Source organism: Sphingomonas abietis (assembly GCF_027625475.1).
Taxonomy (GTDB): domain Bacteria; phylum Pseudomonadota; class Alphaproteobacteria; order Sphingomonadales; family Sphingomonadaceae; genus Solisphingomonas; species Solisphingomonas abietis.
The window spans coordinates 2,206,923-2,224,830 of record NZ_CP115174.1 but is presented as its reverse complement, the minus strand read 5'-3'; the positions used below and the strand labels follow the sequence as shown (position 1 = coordinate 2,224,830).

Here is a 17,908-nt window from a genome sequence, read left to right as displayed (position 1 = left end):
GATCGGAGACGCCCATGGTTTATCTCGTAGTGGCGATCGGGCAATTCGGAGTTATCCTGCTGTCGGCCATGGCGAAGGCCGCCGGCCTAATCGTCGGCACCACGGCCTTCCTCATCTGCGTGGCGACGGCCTTGGCGGTGGCCCTGCATGCCGCTTGGTTCCACTTCGTATCAACGCGCTCAACAAAATCGGAAGATAAAGATGCGACGATCGACTCGGCCGCGAACAGTCCGGCCGTTTTCCGCCGGCGGGAGCCGGGGCGCCCATCGATGAGGAGAGGCCATCGCCACAAGCCGCGCGCCTGAATTAAGATAAAAAAGATCTCCTCCCACCTCGCCGTCAATCACGTCGACTCAAATCGCGCGGCAGCCAACAGCCATCGATAAAGATATTCCACCAGTACGCGATCCAGATACGTGTACCATTCCACATTTTCTTGGAGGCGGCGATCATAGATCGCGCCAGGTCGAAATGGATTTCAGCGGACTTCTTGCCCATATTATTTGAATTCATTCATTTCTTCTTTCCGTAACGTTACAAACGGAATTAAGAGAAAGGAAGTGTAGCGCTATAGTATATACTAACGCGTCATGCGGACAATGGCGCTCAATCCGCATCAAGCACGCGCAGTTTTTCCTCTGCCTCGAAGAGTAGCTTACGGATTTGATCGTGATCGTCAGCGCGGCCGGGATTGGCAAGCAGCGCACGATAGCGGGCGATATTCTGGCGATGAATCCACGCCGTTTCGTCAGCGCCCCGTTCCGACCCATCCTTGCTCATTACGCATACGCTCCAGCTTTCTCTCACAGCACTGCGCGGGCCAGGGGCTGGGCCCACGTCCCGATCGAATCGGCTGCATCGAAGGCAAGATCGTTACGGGATCGACATTCGTCTGTTCGATTCCCAACATAGCGTCGAGCACATTTTCGTCGGCGGGCGTTTCAGTGCGGTGGCCGGGTGTCCGGGCCGAACAGCCGGTTCATCTCGGTCGCGGTCTCGGAGTAGCATTCGCACGCGGTCTCCTCGAGGCCCAGCCTGTCGGCGATGGTGACGATGCCGCGCGTGTAATCGATGCAGCCGGCGCGATGGAGAACCTTGGCGGTCAGCGACACGCTGGAACGCGTCGCGCCCAGCATCGTGGCCAGAAATTCGTGGGTGAGCGGAAACGAATCATCGAGCGCACTGTCGTGGCTGGTGAGAAGCCAGCGGCAACAGCGCTCCTCAAGTGTATGCAGCCGATTGCAGGCGGCGGTCTGCGCGAGCTGGCCGAAGGCGAAGCGCCAATAACGCTCCATCATGCGCCGCAATGCGCGATCATTCTCCAACTCACGACTGAGGAAGGCGCGGCCGATCTTGAAAGCGCTGCCAGGCACCTGGACCATCGTCTCGGTAATCGCAACATCGACGCCGAACAGCGCATTCGAATCCGTCACGCCTTCGATGCCAATGGCGCCGACCTCTACCGATCGGCCGTCATGCATCACCTTGACCAGCGAGACGATGCCACGATTGACAAAATAGAGATGCTCGATGAGACCGTCGATATGATCGATGACCGCGCCGGATTCGGTCTGGATCAGGTCCATCTCCGGCATGAGCCGCTGCAGTGTCTCGGGAGGAAGTGACAGCAGCAGGCGATTGTTGATGGGTTCGTTCCGCATCTCAATGCATCCGGGTCAGGCGCGCAACGGCGTCGGCGACCGCGCCTTCACGAAACGGCTTCTCGATCACCTGGGCAAAACCACCGGCCGCCGCGCGGTCCGTGAGTTCGGCGGACGGATAGGCGGTGATCAGGACCGCCGGGCCGGCCCAGCCCTTCGCGCGCAGGCGTGCCAGCACCTCGAAGCCGTCCAGTCCCGCCAACTGGTAATCGGCGACCATGCAGGCCGCTTGCCGCCATGCCGGATCTTCGAGCATCGTGGCACCGCTCGCATGGGCACGGACATCCCAGCCGCGCGCCTGCAGAAGGAGCTGCAACGAACGCCGCACCGCGCTGTCGTCCTCGACCAGCAGGATGCGAGGGCGCGACGAGGGCGATGCGGCGGGTGTGGGAGCTATCATGACGGTCCGATCGGAAGAAGAGGCGGGATACCAGTTTGCGGCTTAGCGGGGCTCTGGCCGGCGCGATTTACGTAAACACCCGGATCACGGCACCTTCTTGCCGCCCCCCGACGCACCGGCACAGGGGGGCCGTTTCGACCCGCCGCTACGGAACCGGTGGTATCCCATCGCATGGAGCAGCGGACGGAACGAAGCCCTCGAACGTCCGAAGCGCTAAATCCCGGCCGCGTCGATATGACTCATGGACCCGTCAGAGATCAGGCACCGAGGCCGGCGGCGAAGGCGATGCGGAGCGCATCCGAAAGGCTGCGCACCTCCAATTTGATCATGAGATTGGCCCGATGGACCTCGACAGTGCGGGCCGAAATGCCGAGATCATAGGCGATGGTCTTGTTCGGCAACCCGTTGGCGAGGCCGGCCAGGACGTCGCGCTCACGCGGCGTCAGCGCCTGGAGCAGCACCGTGGCGTCTGCCGCCCGCTCATCGCGCTGCGTGGCGCGTTCCAGGCGTCCGAACGCAGCGTCGAGCGCCCCGAGTAATGTGGCCTTCTCGAACGGTTTCTCGATGAAGTCGACGGCGCCAGCCTTCATCGCCCGTACCGCGATCGATACATCGCCGTGCCCCGTCAGGATCACGACCGGCATGGTCACGCCACGCTCGGCCAGCGCCTGCTGGACCTCGAGCCCATCCATCTCCGGCATGCGGACGTCGAGCAGTATGCAGCCCTGATCGGCGTGACGGACTCCCTTGAGCAGGGTCACGCCCGACTCCCAGGTCTCGACCGCAAAGCCCGATGTCCTGAGCATGAAGCTGGCCGAGCGACGGATCGCCTCCTCATCATCGACGATATGTACAAGCCGCTTATCCGGCATCTTTGATCTCCATATGCATTTTCTGCACGGTGAAGTGAAAATGTGTACCACCGCCATCACGTGGCTCCATCCAAATCCGCCCCCCATTCGCCTCGACGATCGTGCGACAGATCGACAGCCCGAGCCCCATGCCCTCGCTCTTGGTGCTGATGAAGGCGGTGAAAAGCTGTGCGCCGACCTTCGGATCGACGCCAGGCCCGGTATCGCTGACCGTGATGCGGACCATATCGCGCTCGTCGTTCCGGCTGGTGACCGTTACTTCCTTTTGGGCGGTAGAGGCCATGGCCTCGATCGCGTTGCGGATCAGATTTATCAGCACCTGTTGGATCTGGACCCGATCGGCAAGCACGGGCGTCGCGTCGGGATCGAGATCGAAATGCGGACGCACCCCCTTCTCCCGCGCCCCAATCAGACCGAGCACGGCGGCCTCGTTGATCAGCGCCGGCAGCTTTTCGACCGTCTTGTCACTCTCTCCCCGCGCGACGAAGTCCCTCAGCCTCCGGACGATATGGCCGGCGCGCATGCTCTCCTTCGCGGCGTCATCAAGCGCCTCGCGGATCATCGGCATGTCGCCCATATCGGGATCGGCCAACAGATCGCGCACCGCCTCGACATAATTGGCGACCGCGGTGATGGGTTGGTTGAGCTCGTGCGCGAGCGTGGAGGCCATCGTGCCCATCGCGCTGATCCGCGAAACGTGGATCAACTCCGACTGGACCTCCTCCAGCCGCTCCTCGGCCTGTCGACGCTCGGTCAGGTCTCGGATGAAACCGGTGAACAGGCGCTGGTCATCGCCGAACGCCTCTCCAACCGACAGCTCCATGGGAAAGGTCGTGCCATCCCGTCGTTGTGCGAAAACGATGCGACCGATGCCGATAATTCGGCGCTCACCCGTGGCAAGGTAGCGCCGGAGATAGCTATCGTGTCGCTCTCGATCAGGCGACGGCATCAATCGGCTGATATTCGCCCCGCGCACCTCCTCCTCGCTGTAACCGAAAAGGCGCTCGGCGGCGGTGCTGAACGAGAGGATAAGCCCTTTCTCATCGATCACGATCATCGCATCCGGGACGGTAGAGAGGATCGAGCGCAGATGCCGCTCGCTCGAGCGCAACGCCTGCTCGGCCGCACGTTGCTCAGTGATGTCGGACACATATTTGGCGAAGCCACGCAGTGTGCCTGTCTCGTCCTGGAGCGCGGTGAAAGAGATGCTTGCGAGAAACTCGGAGCCGTCCTTGCGAACTCTCCAGTCCTCTTCCTCAAACCGCCGCTCGTATCGCGCTCTGGTCAAATCGGCTTCCGGCTTGCCTGCCGCAATCGCCTCGGCGGGATAGAAGATGGCGCCGGAGCGGCCGACAACCTCCTCTTCGGTCCATCCCTTGAGGCGCTCGGCGCCCTTGTTCCAGATCGTCACGCGGCCCGCAGGATCGAGCATGTAGATGGCCTGTCCCTGACTACCGTCGATCAGCAGGTCGAGTTCCTCGGCGAGGAGGTTCGCCGCATCGAGACGCCCTTCCGCAAGGGCTGCATGCGCGTCAGCGCGGGCACGCCATCGCCGCATCATCTCGACGACGATGGTGACGGCAGCGCAGGTCGAAAGGAATGCCGTGATTTCGACGACATCCACGGCGTGCAAGGCCTGCGTGTCGAGAAACAACCATGTCCCCGTCACGGCCGAGAGAAAAGCCGCGATCGCCGCAGGACGCCACCCGCACCACAAAGAAGCAGCGGCGACCGAAACCGCGAAGAACAGAAAAGGCTCGCGCTCCAGCAGGATAGGCGCCAATGCCAACCTCAGGAGCGCAGCTGCAAGCGTGAAACCGAACGCGATCACGTAGCAGCTCAAGCTCGATCGCTCAGGCCATGAGAGCAAGTTGTGGCGCTCCTTCCGACAAAGTGACTTCGTCATCACGGTCTATGCCATCCTTCGGACGAATGCATTGGCCATAACCGCCGGCCTCTATGCGGTCGTGAGCAGGGCTGACACCCGGGATTGTACGGATGGACCGTGCCTTCCGTAACATCACGGATAGAGCGCGCACCCGGTGCCCCGCATACAGCAAGCGAACACATTCAAAGGCGACGGACATGAAGACCATCCTGCTCCTCGTTCACGATGATCCCGGCCAAGAGGCGCGGCTGCAGGTCGCACTTGACCTCACGCGTGGGCTGAATGGCCATCTCAACTGCCTCGACGTGTCCATTCTGCCGAACGTCGCGGGTGACTTCTATGGTGCGACAGCGATGATCCTTGAGGACGAGCGCGAGCGGGAATCGGCCAATCGCAGCAGGCTTGAACCGCGACTTGCGCGCGAGGACGTGCCTTGGAACTGGCGGGACATAACCGGCGAACTCAGCGAGTGTCTCGCGCGCGAAGCCACCCTCGCCGACCTGATTGTTGTCAATCGCGGCCTCGACACGATCCTTTCGCCCGACATGCGCCACGTTGCGGACCACTTGCTTCACGATACGAAAACGCCGGTCTTCGCGGTGCCGGACACGGCGACGTCCCTTGATGTGAAGGGCCACGGACTCGTGGCGTGGGACGGATCCGACGCGGCGGGCGCCGCGCTGCGCGCTGCGACGCCGCTTCTCGTTCTGGCGGAAAAGATCACCATCGTGCAAGTCGGCAAGCCGTGCGGTGACGCCTCGGCCGAGGATGCTGCGGCCTATCTCTCCCGGCATGGCGGGCGGGCGACTGTCGATCTCATCCGAGAGCGCAACGACGATGTCGGCGCGCGATTGCTGGCCGAGGTCCGCAATCGCCGGGCTGACTATATCGTGATGGGCGGATACGGCCATAATCGACTGCGCGAGGCGCTGCTTGGCGGCGTTACGCGAACGCTGCTTCGGGAAACACGCGTCCCCCTCTTCCTCGCGCACTGAAAGCCTGACCGGACAATGAGAACGATCCTGCTTCCCGTCCACGACGATGCCGGCCAGAATGCACGGCTGCGCGCAGCACTCGACAGCCTGCGTGCGGTCGATGGGCGGCTGGTGTGCATCGACCTCGTCGTACCTGACCCGGCTGGCGATCCGTTCGGCGGGATCGCCCAGGTGGTAACCGAGCGCGAACGCCTGCGGGAAACGAGTAACCAGCAGCGGGTCGCGGACTATCTCGCGCTCGAAGGCGTGGATGCCGACTGGATCGAGGCGTTCGGCGATCCGGAGGAATGCCTGGTGCGCGCGGCCGCGCTCTCGGATCTCATCGTCGCCAGCACGATCAGCGGATCAGGGCTCACGCATCGCGTCGGCGGACTCAGCGATGCGCTGATCGTCCGCGCGAAACGGCCGATCCTCGCGATTCCCGAATCGCTGGACGGGTTCGATGTCGAAGGCCATGTCATGATCGCGTGGGACGGATCGCGCTCCTGCATCGCGGCGATGCGCGCCGCCATCCCGCTGCTTACGCGCGCCCGCTCGATCGCTCTGTTCGAGGTCGACGACGGGTCGGTTCACATCCCCGCGGAAAGCGGGGTCACCTACCTCGCCCGATACGGTATCGTCAGTCACGCGCTGCCCAGGCACGCGCTGATCGAGGCAGCTGGTTCGATGATCGTCACACAATGTCGCCGCAGACATCCGGCCTATCTGGTGATGGGCGGATACGGGCACAGCAGGACGCGCGAGGCGCTGTTCGGCGGCGCCACACGGACGATGCTCCGCGAGGCGCGCGTGCCACTGCTTCTCGCCCATGAATAGCGGCCCGGGCCTATTTCTCGTCCTGCCCGGCGATCACCGTCAGGGCATGGCCGGTATCCCCTTGCGCCAGCGTATCCGGCGTCATGACCACCGTGGCGCCGGGGGCCAATATCGCGGCGAGCTTCCGGCGAAAGGGATCGGGGATCCACATTTTCGATGTATCGGCCGGCTCCGCATCCGTCACCGCCTCGCCAGGCAAAGGCAATTGCATCCAGTGAAGCACGCTTCCCTCCACCGATCGGAGGCTGAACGCCTTGGGTGCGATGATCGGCTCCTTCATCGAGATGGGGGTCGAGCCGATGACGACACCGTTGCGGAGCACCAGCAGGCGCCTGTCAGCCCCGCTGATGACGATCGAGAGCGGCCCGGTTGGCGCGCGCTCCGGCTGCCAGACGGAGGCCGTATCGGAGGTCTCGGCCATACCAGCCATATCGTTCAGAATATCGGGCGTCGGCGCCACCCGTGGCACTGAGGCGCCGTCGGTGACGACCACCGTCATGCCCAGCTTGCTCACGCCGTAAAGGTCGCAGGCGAAGACAAGCGGCAGACGGATGCACCCGTGGGAGGCAGGATAGCCCGGCAGGTTGCCGGCATGCATGGCCACACCCTCCCAGGTCAGCCGTTGCATGAACGGCATCGGTGCGTCGTCGTACAGGTTGGATTTGTGCTCCATCTGCTTCTGGAGGATCGTGAAGATGCCGATCGGCGTCTCGTGGCCCGCCTTGCCGATGGAGGCGGTCGACACGCCGATCAGCACACCGTTGCGATAGACATTGGCGCGTTGGGTCTCGATACTGACGATCACCAGCACCGGGCCGCTCGGCGCGACCTCGGGCGCCCAGAGGAACTCGCCGGCTTTGAGGGCATGTATCGCGTTCGCGACCGACCCGGCTCCGATCACTGCCTCCTGGGCCAATGCGCCCATGGCAAGTCCGGACGCCGCCGCGATGGCGACGGCGCAGCGGGAGACGACCTGACCAAGCCTCATGCCGGCGACAGCGTCTTGACCACGCGCACGACGGTAGGGTCGTCGGGAACACTCTCCATGCGAAATCCCGAATCCTGCTCCACCTCGATCGCCGCATGATTCGCCCGGCTTTCGAGCGATTCGATCGTCTGGATGCCGCGCGCAGCCGCGACACCGGCGATATAATGGAGCAATTCCCAGCCGATCCCGCGCGCCTTGTGATCGGCGCGGATCGCGATGGCGACCTCGGCATGGGCGAGCGCCGGATCGCAGGCGAGCATCGCGGTGGCGACTAGCAGCGATCCATCCTGCGTGAAAGCCACGAAGGATTCCGTATGGCGATGATCGACATGGGTCATCGCGCGCAGTTGCGCCTCGCTGACATGCGGCATTGCGGACAGGAAGCGGAAGCGCAGATCGTCCTCGCTCACATGCGCGAAGAAGTCCGCGAGCAAGGGATCGTCGATGTCCGTCGCCGTCCGCACGTGGAACGTGAAGCCGGAGCGCGTCGTCCGCTCATCCATATCCCGATCCATCGTTCCGTCCTTCCAAACTGAGGCTGCCGAAGCCCCTAGAGGACGGCCAGGGCGCCGGACATGCGTAAGCCTACGTATGTGTCATGCGCCGGCTCGGGCCGGTTGCGAATGCAAAACAAGTGGCAAGAATCGCTCGTGAGCTAGGGACATTACGGAGTGCGCCAGCGCGCCGCGAACGGCAGGCGTGCGGCCGGCAACGCCAGGAGTGAAACGCCATGACTGCGAATCCCTCGGAACGAGCCGCCCCCGATGCGCTCCACGGGCTGGCCGATATAATGGATCGCGCAACCTCCGCCGCAACAGCTCGGATCACCTCCGGTTTGTCACCCGCGACGATGGCGCAATCCTCTTCGGACTGGTGGGTCCACCTCCTCTCGTCGCCTGGTCGACAGATGGAACTGGCCGCCAAGGGCGCGCGCAAGGTGGCGCGGCTGCTCGCCATCACGGCGGCGGCGATGGCGCGCGACCATGACGAGCGGCTGGCGAGCCTCACCCTGTTCGCGGCGCAGACCGAGTTCAGCGAGCCGGGCGAGCTCGGCCTGTTCATCGACGAAGCGCAGCTCCGTTTGCTGGACGGCATGATGTGTGCGCAGGGTTATCTCGACAGCAGCCAGATGGGCGGGGCTTTCCAGATGTTGCGATCGAACGATCTCGTCTGGTCGCGCATCCTCTCCACCTATCTGGCGGGCGAGCGCGAGCCGATGAACGACCTGATGGCCTGGAACGCCGATGGCACGCGCATGCCCTATGCCATGCACTCGCAATATCTGCGGCGGCTGTTCCTTAACAACGATCTGGCGGAAGGCCGCTATCCGGTCGCCAGCCATCCGATATCGCTGTCGGCGATCCGGCAACCCGTATTCATGGTCGGCACCGAACGCGATCATGTCGCGCCGTGGCGCTCGGTCCACAAGCTGCACATGTTCACCGGCGCCGAGATCCGCTTCGTGCTGACCAGCGGCGGTCACAACGCCGGCATCGTCTCCGAGCCTGGTCATCCGCATCGTCATTACCGAATGGCCACGCGCGGGGAAGACGGCCCCGCCCGCGGACCGGATGACTGGGCAGCGGCCGCCGAGCCGCGCGAGGGAAGCTGGTGGCTGGCCTGGGGAGAATGGCTGGGCGATCATTCGGGCGAGCCGGTCGTGCCGCCCCCGCTCGGCGCGCCGGACAAGGGCTATCCCCCGCTCGCCGACGCGTCCGGCAGCTATGTACTGGAGCGCTAAACCATGGACGTCGCCCCCTCATCGAGAACCGCACCTTCGACGAGATCAGTATCGGCGAAACCGCGAGCATCACTCGGGCGCTCACCGCCGACGATATCCAGATCTTCGCCGCCGTATCGGGAGACGTGAACCCAGCCCATCTCGACCTGGCCTATGCCGAGACGGACATGTTCCACCACGTGATTGCCCACGGCATGTGGGGTGCCGGACTGATCTCCGCGATCCTCGGCACCGAGTTGCCGGGGCCAGGCACAATCTATCTGGGGCAATCGCTCCGCTTCTGCCACCCGGTAGGCCTCGGCGACAGGATCACCGCAGCCGTCACGGTGATCGAGAAGCACCCCGAGCATCACATTGTGCTGCTCGACTGCCGATGCGTGAACCAGCAGGGCGAGACGGTTATCACCGGCCAGGCCGAGGTGAAGGCGCCTTCAGCGAAGGTGCGCCGCCCGCGCGTCGCACTACCGGAAGTGCGCATCGTCCGTCACGATCACTTCCGCCGGCTCGCGGAGCTGGCTCGGGCGGGGGAGCCGCTCGCCACAGCCATCGCCCATCCGTGCAGCCCAGACGCGATCACCGCGGCGGTGGAGGCCGCCGAGGCCGGATTCATTGCGCCGATCCTGATCGGGCCGCGCGCGAAGATCGAAGCCGCCGCGCGGAAAGCCAACGCCGATATCGCGCCCTTCCCCCTTATCGACACCCCCCACAGCCATGCCGCCGCTGTCCAGGCGGTCGCGCAAGTCCGCTCAGGCGACGCGAAGCTACTGATGAAGGGCTCGCTCCACACCGACGAGTTGATGGCAGCTGTCGTATCGGCGACGGCGGGGCTACGCACTGACCGGCGGATCAGCCACGCCTATCTGATGGAGGTGCCCGGATACCCCCGACCGCTCATCATTACCGACGCCGCGATCAACATCGAACCGACACTGGAGGAAAAGGCCGACATCTTGCGCAACGCTATCGACCTCGCCCACGTGATCGGCATCACCCTGCCCAAGATTGCGCTGCTCGCGGCGGTCGAGACAGTCAATCCTAGGATGCCGACCACGTTGGACGCCGCTGCGTTGTGCAAGATGGCCGATCGCGGCCAGATCATCGGAGCCGTCATCGATGGTCCCCTCGCTTTCGACAATGCGATCAGCGAGGCGGCGGCGAGGGAGAAAGGCATCGTCTCGCCCGTCGCCGGGAAAGCAGACATCCTGATGGTCCCTGATTTGGAAGCGGGAAACATGGTGGCCAAGCAACTCTCTTTCCTGGCAGGCGCGGACGCGGCGGGCGTCGTGCTCGGCGCGCGCGCGCCGATCGTCCTGACAAGCCGTTCGGACAGTGTGCGGACCCGCCTCGCCTCCTGCGCGGTAGCGGTGCTCCTGGCACGCGCAGCGACGAAAGTCAGGCCAGAGTGCTGACGTCTTCGACCCAATTTTGGGCGGTTTTTTGCTCATCTCGGCGACAGCCAGTGGCTGGCAATGCGTCGACATCTGGAGATTCGCGCCGCCCGAGCCTTCTACACCGCACGGTCACTGTCCGACCGTCCTTGGTCTGACCGACTTCATGCCGGGCGTCCACTTGTTGAGAGCCTGTCTATGCGCTCCTCATCCTTGCCATTCTCGTTGGCACCGGATTCCTCGCGCGGGCCCTGTTCCTGATTGGCATACCAACCGGCGGCTTGGTCCGAAAAGGGGTATGCGGGGTGAACGGCGCGGTGTCGGGGTGTCGGGGTGTCGCGCAACGGAACGCCGGGCGTCAGCCCGATCTCCATGTTCGATACGGTAATCACCGGTATCATCATCCAGGGATCGTTCGCTGACAGCGGCCCAACTCCCAGAAAACGCTCGACCTCGGCGCGAATGGAAACGTCCAAGCCATTGTCAACGTTGGCATTCTGGACAATATCAACAATGTTTTCGCGCGCTTGCACCATCGTGATCTCGTTCTCAGTTTCGAAAACGCGCCGACGGCGCACGGCATTCCAACCGATCGCTTGTGGACGGTCACCTCAAAGGCATTATGGTTGCCAGGTTCTTAAGAGCGTGCCTCCCAGCCGTTCTGAATTGCCCCTGACTTCTGCCGGACATGCGTAATCAGGCACAGTGCTGAAAAGACTCGGGCTTCTAGCACTACTTTGGCAGGTTGAGGGAACCAGCTGGAATCGTCGTTGATTCCCGTTTGTCAGTGTAGGCTGACGGATCAACGGCGATGGTGGTGGACGAAGGCTGGCGGCTCGATCTGGAGCGATGGCTTGAGCCGTTTCTGACGGGGCTTTCGCATCCAGCGCGGCGCCGGATGTGCCCGCTCTACATCGCCGGCCTGATCGGCCCTGGCGACCGCAAGAGCGTGCAGCCGATGGCCGCCCGGAGTGGCGATGTCGGCTACGATCAGCTTCATCATTTCGTTGCTGCCGGCGTGTGGGACAGCGTCCCGCTCGAGGCGGCCTTGTTGAAGGAGGCGGATCGCCTGGTCGGTGATCCGGCTGGCTTTCTCGTCATCGATGACACGGCGTTGCCGAAGAAGGGGCAGCACTCTGTCGGCGTTGCGCCACAATATGCATCTTCGCTCGGCAAGACCTCCAACTGTCAGTCGCTGGTGTCGGTGACGCTCGCCTCGCGCGAGGTGCCGGTAATGATAGGTCTGCGGCTCTTCCTGCCCGAGAGCTGGACGGGGAATGCCGAGCGCATGACGCGGGCGCGTGTCCCGCTCGACCGACAGAAGGCACTGACGAAACCCGAGATCGGGATCGAAGAGATTGACCGCGTCATCGCCTCGGGCGTGCGGTTCGGCTGTGTGCTCGCCGATGCGGGATATGGATCGAGCGGCCCTTTCCGCCAGGCTTTGAGCGAGCGCGGCCTGCTCTGGGCAGTAGGGCTTTCGCGACGGCAGAACGTCTATCCCGCCGACATCGGCCTGGTCTTCCCGGTCGCTGCAAAGGGCAGGCGCCGCCAGTACCACATGCCCGACCGGCCGCCGGTCTCGGCCGAGGCGATGCTGTCCGGCGAGAAATGGCGGAAGATCAGCTGGCGGCGTGGCATCAAAGGCCGTCTGACGTGCCTCTTTGCCGCTCGTCGTGTCCGTATCGCCGAAGGCCATAAGCACCGCATGCTCGACAACCGCATGCAATGCATGCCCGGTGACGAGGTCTGGCTTGTCGGCGAGCGGAGATCGACTGGGGAGCAGAAATACTACGTGTCGAACCTGCCGGTCGATGCCACGCTCAAAGCGCTCGCCGCCGCGATCAAGGCGAGGTGGATCTGCGAGCAGGCGCATCAGCAGCTCAAGGAGGAACTGGGCCTCGACCACTTCGAGGGCAGATCCTGGACGGGATTACACCGACATGCCTTGATGACGATGATCGCCTACGCCTTCCTCCAATCCCGTCGCCTAACGGCAGCGGGACGGAAAAAAAAGAGTCGGGGGCCCGCCGCCACAGCCGAGCATGCCGGCCATCAGGCAGGCGATCCTCAACCTCTTCGCCCAGCCACCGCCACTGCGCTGCCCTCACTGTAACGAGCGTCTCGCAGACGCCGTCAATCTAAAGGTGCCAAAGTAGTGCTAGCCATCGCCTCCCGACGAGAGGTCATCTCGGCACCCCGACCAAGATTAAACCCTCGTCAAGTCGCGCGCGCGAGAGCGCCGCTCCGATATCATCTGGATGTCGGATATTTTCAAAATTCACACTAATAGAAGATGAATATGAACTTAATGCGTGTTTGAATTTCGACCCACCTGCATCATTCGTTATGACTGTTCCAACCATTCCTGTCACTCCCGCTTCGTCCATCATATGCAAAGCGTCTTCCAGAGTGTCGTCGAATACCAAATAAATCATTGTCCTGCCGGGGTTCGACATGCACGCGCCGATGGAAAAGAACACCCCGAAATCTGATGGCCTCCGATTGCCTACTCGAAACCACGCCTCAACGTTATTAAAAACAGAGCCGCCCTCCAATTTAGAAAATCCAATGCCATCAATAACAATGTTATCTGAGCTGAGGCTTGTTCTGATTTTATCAATAAAAAACTTCTTGGGCGAACAGGCCTCAGATTCCTGCTGCCTGACTGCAGCCAGATTCTGCTCCTCAACGCGTATTTGCTCGACCCAGACAATTCGCTCCATGGCGCCATCATCCTCCGCGTGGCCGAGCATTCCCAGCGCTCCTTCCATCACGAGGCCACAATCTCCCGCGACGCCGGCCGCAATGTCTTGCCTGACTCCCAGATTGGAAGCGTCCAAGTCGATTTCGATCAGCGGCACATTCGGCAGGGGAAATGAACAGCCGTTTTTACCGCAACCAATCGACACGATGAGATCAGCTTGGGTCAAGGCATAAAGCCGAGCACGATCGACTATATGAGCCTCTCGCGATCCGACTCCAGCCCAGGCGCCATCATCTATGATCGCCGGAACATTAAGTTCGCGGCAAAACACCTCGGCTTGCTTGCCAGCGGAGCACCTTACGACCTGCTCTCCCAATATTACACAGGGCTTCGCCTTTCCCATCAGCAGAACCGAAAGAGACTCGATATCCAAGTCACTCCCCTGATCGCGGGTCGTCAGACGATAAGCTTCTGGTTCCCAGCGACGACAGGACGAACTAGCGGCGACATCGTCATGTAGCGCCTCATTTTTCACTTCAAGATAGGCCGGACCGCCGGCTAACAGATGGCAGGCACGCAGCGCTCGCCGAAGCTGTTTGTTTATCCCATCAAGGTCAGAGGCGATATCAGCGAAGCAGGTGATCGGCCGCACTATATCCGTCAGGGATGGGCTCAAGACTGTACTGTGCTCATCTTGGAGACCTATCGCCAGAACAGCACTATCGGTTTCCCACGCTATCCCTATAGCGGGAACACCAGCGGTTATATCGCTTTTCATCAAAAGCGCGCATCCTACCTTGTCGGAGGTAGATGCGTACCCGATCGCCGCTTGAAGAGCAGCAGCAGCCGAGGGCAACTTCACGATCGATACATTTTCCGCATTTAATGCCTCTACCATCTCCGGCGGAATTTCTCGCTTTGAAGTAAAGACTTTGTCCGCCTCGGCGCGCAAAAGCTTCGCAATGATCGTTGCACCAGTGACAGTTGCCTGTTCGAAGTCAGCGTTCATACCAGCACACATCTTTCACTGCGAGTGCGCGAGCGGCCCGACGCCGCCTCGCATCGCCTTTTGGTATGCAGAAGCAGCGTCATGGCGGCAAGCCACGTTCGAAGGACACCTCACCTCCAGGCGGATAACCCGGCGCACACCGAGTAGCTTGTCAGGCTGCGGGCGAAACATACGGGTGTTCCCTTATGTGCCGCCTCGGAGCTGGCTGGCATACCGTAGTTGGCCACGGATTTTTGCCGACTTTGCTTTCCGGCGTACATGAAAGGTATATCATGCTTCCTCTTGAAAATATCAAAGTGATCGACTTCACCGGAGTGCAAGCTGGACCATCATGTACGCAAATGCTGGCATGGTTCGGCGCCGATGTCGTCAAGATCGAACTGCCCGGCAAGGGCGATGTCACGCGCGGACAGCTAAGGGACATCCCCGATCAGGATGGCCTGTACTTCACGATGCTCAACAGCAACAAGCGCTCCCTCGAGCTGAACACGAAGACTGTTGAGGGAAAGAAAATCCTTGAACAGATGATCGTCGGAGCGGACATATTTGTCGAAAATTTTGCTCCCGGGGCGCTCGAGAGGATGGGCTTCACATGGGAGCATCTCCACGAGCTCAACCCGCGCCTGATCTACGGCACGGTCAAGGGATTCCCCGAGAATTCGCCCTATAACGACCTCAAGGTCTACGAGGACATTGCGCAGTGCGCAGGCGGGGCTGCTTCGACTACCGGCCTTGTCGACGGAACGCCGCTTATCAGCGCTGCCGCGCTGGGCGACAGTAACACCGGCATGCACCTCCTGATCGGCCTTCTGGCGGCACTTCTTCATCGCGAAAAGACAGGCAAGGGCCAGCGCGTCTACATGTCGATGCAAGATGCGGTCATGAATCTCGTTCGTGTCAAAATCCGGGATCAGCAGCGACTCGAGAGGACGGGCGAACTGACCGAATATCCGCAGTATCCGCATACCCCGTTCAGCGATACCGTGCCGCGCGGTGGCAATGCGAGCGGCAGTGGTGTTCCCGGCTGGATGCTCAAGTGCAAGAACTGGCAGACCGATCCGAACGATTACATGTATATCATTCTCCAGCCCTGGGGCTGGGAGCACGTTTGCGCGGTGATCGGAAAGCCGGAATGGGTCACGGATCCCGCCTTCGCGACGCAGGATGCACGCAAGTCTCACATTTTCGACGTATTCGACGCGATCGAGGCGTGGCTCGCTGACAAAGATAAGCACGAAGCGGTCGAAATCTTGCGCAAACTCGAAATTCCGTGTGGCCCGATTTTAACGACCAAGGAGCTGCTGCACGATCCCTCGCTGCGCGAGAACGGCTCGATCGTGGAGGTTGAGCATAAGGGACGCGGATCATACCTGACTGTCGGCTGCCCGCCCAAATTCTCGGCCTTCACGCCCAAGATCACCGGCTCGCCGCTGCTGGGTGAGCACAATCACGAGATTCTCGTTGGGCTTGGCTACGACGATGCACAGATCGCCGATTTCAAGGAAAAAGGCGTCATCTGAACACCGATGGCCGGGGCAGGCGCATGCAGGAGCGGCCTCCGGGTGCCCCTCGCCTGCCCTTGCGGCCGATCCTATTTATTCAAGGACCTTTGTCATGACAGACGGAATTTCCACCACAGAGGAAATCGACGGCTTCAATCTTGTCGTCAACGCGCTGCAGCTGAACGATATCAAGGAAATTTATGGCGTTGTCGGCATTCCGATCACGGATCTGGCACGCCTCGCCCAGGAAAAGGGCATCCGCTTCTTCGGCTTCCGGCATGAAACACCTGCCGGACAGGCGGCAGCGATTTCCGGCTTCCTCAACCAATGGCCGGGCGTGTGCCTCACCGTTTCGGCGCCTGGTTTCCTGAACGGCATGGTTGCGCTGGCAAACGCCACGACCAACGGCTTTCCGATGATCCTGATCTCGGGATCGAGCGACCGCGCAATCGTTGACCTGCAGAAGGGCGATTACGAGGAACTCGACCAGATGCAGGCGGCCAAGCCGTTCGCCAAGGCGGCTTACCGTATCGAGCGGGTGGAAGACATCGGCATCGGCATTGCCCGCGCGATCCGCGCCGCCATGTCGGGCCGCCCGGGCGGGGTCTATCTCGATCTCCCAGCCGCCGTGCTACCCGCGACCATGCCTGCGGATGCGGGCGCGGCATCGCTGATCAAGGTGATCGACGCAGCCCCCGCCTTGATCCCCTCGCCCATCGCTATCCAGCGCGCGTTAGATGTACTGGCCGCGGCCAAGCGTCCGCTCGTGATCCTCGGCAAGGGCGGCGCCTATGCCCGGATCGAGGACGATATCCGGGCCTTCCTCGAAGAGACGAACATTCCCTTCCTGCCGATGTCCATGGCCAAAGGGCTGGTGCCCGACGATCACCCGCTGGCGGCATCGTCAGCCCGCTCGCTCGTCCTCGCGCAGGCCGACGTGGTCATGCTGGTGGGTGCCCGGCTGAACTGGCTGCTGGGGCACGGCAAACCGCCGCAATGGGCGGCGGATTCCAAGCTTATTCAGCTCGACGTCGATCCAGTGGAATTCGACAGCAATCGCCGCGTCGATGCCCCGGTCGCCGGGGATCTGGCCTCAAGCGTTGCGGCATTGCGTGCGGGCCTCGCCACTACGCCTGTCACAGCTCCGGCGGACTGGCTGGGAAGCATCGAGGCGCACAAGGCCAAGAACACTGAGAAGATGGCCGCTCGGCTCGCAGCCAATCCCAGCCCGATGAGCTTCTACAGCAGCATCGGCGCGGTAAGCGAAGTGCTGGCCGAGCACCCTGACGTCATTTTGGTGAGCGAAGGCGCCAACACGCTCGACACCGGGCGCAACCTCATCAGCCAGTCCCTTCCCCGCCACCGCGTCGACAGCGGCACGTGGGGCGTGATGGGCATCGGTATGGGCTTTTCGATTGCAGCAGCCGCCACCCAGAACAAGCCGGTTGTCGCACTGGAAGGCGACAGCGCATTTGGCTTCTCCGGCATGGAGATCGAAACGATCTGCCGTTACCAGTTGCCAGTCGCGGTCGTGGTCCTCAACAACGGCGGTATCTATCGCGGTGACGACGTCAATCGGTCGGGCGGCACCGATCCGGGACCGACTTTACTCTCGTCCTCCGCGCGGTATGACAAAATGATCGAGGCCTTCGGCGGCAAGGGCTACTATGTCGAGACGCCCGAGGAAATGCGCTCCGCTCTTCGCGAAGCGATCGCCTCCGGCAAGCCTGCACTCATCAACGCCGTGATCGACGCGCATGTCGGTACCGAAAGCGGCCACATCCAGAAACTCAACCCCACCGCCGCGAAGAAGTAATCCACTCGCGTCGAAATCACAGCCCGATGCGCGAGTCTCATCGGGCTGTGATCGCGCGTGTGGTCGCCCGCGTAGAGCCAGCGCGTGATGCGCCGGCACCTTAGATGCTCAGATAAAGGAAGATT

At 62.2% G+C, this 17,908-nt stretch carries 17 protein-coding genes and 2 pseudogenes; 9 read left to right on the top strand and 10 right to left on the bottom strand.

Annotation, left to right across the window (positions count from 1 at the left end):
- Nucleotides 1-14: 14 nt before the first annotated feature.
- The gene (locus PBT88_RS10660; RefSeq protein WP_270075330.1) at nucleotides 15-305 is read left to right on the top strand and encodes a hypothetical protein; all 291 of its coding nucleotides are present in this window, start codon (nucleotides 15-17) and stop codon (nucleotides 303-305) included.
- Nucleotides 306-339: 34 nt separating this feature from the next.
- On the opposite strand, the gene PBT88_RS10655 is transcribed toward PBT88_RS10660, so the two are convergent.
- The 6 genes from PBT88_RS10655 to PBT88_RS10630 all read right to left on the bottom strand — a co-directional run bounded on the left by PBT88_RS10655 (nucleotide 340) and on the right by PBT88_RS10630 (nucleotide 4,839).
- Nucleotides 340-498 (bottom strand): hypothetical protein, encoded by a 159-nt coding sequence (locus tag PBT88_RS10655; protein ID WP_270075329.1) that lies wholly within the window; start codon nucleotides 496-498, stop codon nucleotides 340-342.
- A 108-nt stretch (nucleotides 499-606) separates the two neighbouring features.
- Nucleotides 607-780, bottom strand: coding sequence for a hypothetical protein (locus tag PBT88_RS10650; RefSeq protein WP_270075328.1), 174 nt, complete (start codon nucleotides 778-780; stop codon nucleotides 607-609).
- Nucleotides 781-941: 161 nt separating this feature from the next.
- Nucleotides 942-1,661: a Crp/Fnr family transcriptional regulator gene (locus PBT88_RS10645; RefSeq protein ID WP_270075327.1), complete on the bottom strand. Its 720-nt coding sequence runs from the start codon at nucleotides 1,659-1,661 to the stop codon at nucleotides 942-944.
- A 1-nt stretch (nucleotide 1,662) separates the two neighbouring features.
- Nucleotides 1,663-2,061, bottom strand: a complete 399-nt coding sequence (locus tag PBT88_RS10640) for a response regulator transcription factor (protein WP_270075326.1) — start codon at nucleotides 2,059-2,061, stop codon at nucleotides 1,663-1,665.
- Between the two features lie 257 nt (nucleotides 2,062-2,318).
- Entirely contained in the window at nucleotides 2,319-2,933 is a 615-nt protein-coding gene (locus tag PBT88_RS10635) for a response regulator transcription factor (protein WP_270075325.1), read from the bottom strand.
- Complete coding sequence (locus PBT88_RS10630; protein ID WP_407696453.1) at nucleotides 2,923-4,839, bottom strand: PAS domain S-box protein; 1,917 nt, start codon at nucleotides 4,837-4,839, stop codon at nucleotides 2,923-2,925. Before PBT88_RS10630 ends, PBT88_RS10635 begins: the two co-directional genes overlap by 11 nt.
- 179 nt (nucleotides 4,840-5,018) lie before the next feature.
- Here PBT88_RS10630 and PBT88_RS10625 point away from each other — a divergent pair, with 179 nt between their 5' ends.
- Nucleotides 5,019-5,816: a universal stress protein gene (locus tag PBT88_RS10625; protein ID WP_270075323.1), complete on the top strand. Its 798-nt coding sequence runs from the start codon at nucleotides 5,019-5,021 to the stop codon at nucleotides 5,814-5,816.
- A 15-nt stretch (nucleotides 5,817-5,831) separates the two neighbouring features.
- Entirely contained in the window at nucleotides 5,832-6,632 is an 801-nt protein-coding gene (locus PBT88_RS10620; RefSeq protein ID WP_270075322.1) for a universal stress protein, read from the top strand.
- 10 nt (nucleotides 6,633-6,642) lie between these two features.
- Here the strand turns inward: PBT88_RS10620 and PBT88_RS10615 are convergent, their stop codons facing one another.
- Together PBT88_RS10615 and PBT88_RS10610 are read right to left on the bottom strand one after the other, a co-directional pair.
- Complete coding sequence (locus PBT88_RS10615; protein WP_270079230.1) at nucleotides 6,643-7,557, bottom strand: L,D-transpeptidase; 915 nt, start codon at nucleotides 7,555-7,557, stop codon at nucleotides 6,643-6,645.
- Between the two features lie 59 nt (nucleotides 7,558-7,616).
- On the bottom strand, nucleotides 7,617-8,135 hold the full coding sequence (locus PBT88_RS10610; protein WP_270075321.1) for a GNAT family N-acetyltransferase: 519 nt from the start codon (nucleotides 8,133-8,135) through the stop codon (nucleotides 7,617-7,619).
- A 215-nt stretch (nucleotides 8,136-8,350) separates the two neighbouring features.
- Between PBT88_RS10610 and PBT88_RS21075 the strand changes: the two are divergent.
- From PBT88_RS21075 to PBT88_RS10595, 3 genes and pseudogenes are all read left to right on the top strand, one after another.
- Nucleotides 8,351-8,467: pseudogene (locus PBT88_RS21075) on the top strand (poly-beta-hydroxybutyrate polymerase N-terminal domain-containing protein); the annotation flags it as partial.
- A gap of 99 nt (nucleotides 8,468-8,566) precedes the next feature.
- Nucleotides 8,567-9,361 (top strand): annotated as a pseudogene (locus PBT88_RS10600) (PHA/PHB synthase family protein); the annotation flags it as partial.
- A gap of 20 nt (nucleotides 9,362-9,381) precedes the next feature.
- Entirely contained in the window at nucleotides 9,382-10,770 is a 1,389-nt protein-coding gene (locus tag PBT88_RS10595; RefSeq protein WP_270079229.1) for a bifunctional enoyl-CoA hydratase/phosphate acetyltransferase, read from the top strand.
- A gap of 143 nt (nucleotides 10,771-10,913) precedes the next feature.
- Here PBT88_RS10595 and PBT88_RS10590 read toward each other — a convergent pair whose 3' ends face one another.
- The gene (locus PBT88_RS10590; protein WP_270079128.1) at nucleotides 10,914-11,285 is read right to left on the bottom strand and encodes a hypothetical protein; all 372 of its coding nucleotides are present in this window, start codon (nucleotides 11,283-11,285) and stop codon (nucleotides 10,914-10,916) included.
- A 275-nt stretch (nucleotides 11,286-11,560) separates the two neighbouring features.
- Here PBT88_RS10590 and PBT88_RS10585 point away from each other — a divergent pair, with 275 nt between their 5' ends.
- Entirely contained in the window at nucleotides 11,561-12,865 is a 1,305-nt protein-coding gene (locus PBT88_RS10585) for an IS701 family transposase (protein ID WP_270079127.1), read from the top strand.
- Between the two features lie 70 nt (nucleotides 12,866-12,935).
- Here the strand turns inward: PBT88_RS10585 and PBT88_RS10580 are convergent, their stop codons facing one another.
- Nucleotides 12,936-14,465, bottom strand: a complete 1,530-nt coding sequence (locus PBT88_RS10580) for a thiamine pyrophosphate-binding protein (protein ID WP_270079126.1) — start codon at nucleotides 14,463-14,465, stop codon at nucleotides 12,936-12,938.
- Nucleotides 14,466-14,761: 296 nt separating this feature from the next.
- Here PBT88_RS10580 and frc point away from each other — a divergent pair, with 296 nt between their 5' ends.
- Together frc and oxc are read left to right on the top strand one after the other, a co-directional pair.
- Complete coding sequence (gene frc / locus PBT88_RS10575) at nucleotides 14,762-15,985, top strand: formyl-CoA transferase (protein WP_270079125.1); 1,224 nt, start codon at nucleotides 14,762-14,764, stop codon at nucleotides 15,983-15,985.
- Between the two features lie 94 nt (nucleotides 15,986-16,079).
- Nucleotides 16,080-17,783: an oxalyl-CoA decarboxylase gene (gene oxc, locus PBT88_RS10570; RefSeq protein WP_270079124.1), complete on the top strand. Its 1,704-nt coding sequence runs from the start codon at nucleotides 16,080-16,082 to the stop codon at nucleotides 17,781-17,783.
- Nucleotides 17,784-17,908: the final 125 nt, after the last annotated feature.

What these genes read in the sequence shown, in the direction of transcription:
- PBT88_RS10660 (WP_270075330.1), top strand. Translation starts at nt 15, where the DNA reads ATGGTTTATCTCGTAGTGGCGATCGGGCAATTCGGAGTTATCCTGCTG.
- PBT88_RS10655 (WP_270075329.1), bottom strand. Translation starts at nt 498, where the DNA reads ATGGGCAAGAAGTCCGCTGAAATCCATTTCGACCTGGCGCGATCTATG.
- PBT88_RS10650 (WP_270075328.1), bottom strand. Translation starts at nt 780, where the DNA reads ATGAGCAAGGATGGGTCGGAACGGGGCGCTGACGAAACGGCGTGGATT.
- PBT88_RS10645 (WP_270075327.1), bottom strand. Translation starts at nt 1,661, where the DNA reads ATGCGGAACGAACCCATCAACAATCGCCTGCTGCTGTCACTTCCTCCC.
- PBT88_RS10640 (WP_270075326.1), bottom strand. Translation starts at nt 2,061, where the DNA reads ATGATAGCTCCCACACCCGCCGCATCGCCCTCGTCGCGCCCTCGCATC.
- PBT88_RS10635 (WP_270075325.1), bottom strand. Translation starts at nt 2,933, where the DNA reads ATGCCGGATAAGCGGCTTGTACATATCGTCGATGATGAGGAGGCGATC.
- PBT88_RS10630 (WP_407696453.1), bottom strand. Translation starts at nt 4,839, where the DNA reads ATGACGAAGTCACTTTGTCGGAAGGAGCGCCACAACTTGCTCTCATGG.
- PBT88_RS10625 (WP_270075323.1), top strand. Translation starts at nt 5,019, where the DNA reads ATGAAGACCATCCTGCTCCTCGTTCACGATGATCCCGGCCAAGAGGCG.
- PBT88_RS10620 (WP_270075322.1), top strand. Translation starts at nt 5,832, where the DNA reads ATGAGAACGATCCTGCTTCCCGTCCACGACGATGCCGGCCAGAATGCA.
- PBT88_RS10615 (WP_270079230.1), bottom strand. Translation starts at nt 7,557, where the DNA reads ATGGGCGCATTGGCCCAGGAGGCAGTGATCGGAGCCGGGTCGGTCGCG.
- PBT88_RS10610 (WP_270075321.1), bottom strand. Translation starts at nt 8,135, where the DNA reads ATGGATCGGGATATGGATGAGCGGACGACGCGCTCCGGCTTCACGTTC.
- PBT88_RS10590 (WP_270079128.1), bottom strand. Translation starts at nt 11,285, where the DNA reads ATGGTGCAAGCGCGCGAAAACATTGTTGATATTGTCCAGAATGCCAAC.
- PBT88_RS10585 (WP_270079127.1), top strand. Translation starts at nt 11,561, where the DNA reads ATGGTGGTGGACGAAGGCTGGCGGCTCGATCTGGAGCGATGGCTTGAG.
- PBT88_RS10580 (WP_270079126.1), bottom strand. Translation starts at nt 14,465, where the DNA reads ATGAACGCTGACTTCGAACAGGCAACTGTCACTGGTGCAACGATCATT.
- oxc (WP_270079124.1), top strand. Translation starts at nt 16,080, where the DNA reads ATGACAGACGGAATTTCCACCACAGAGGAAATCGACGGCTTCAATCTT.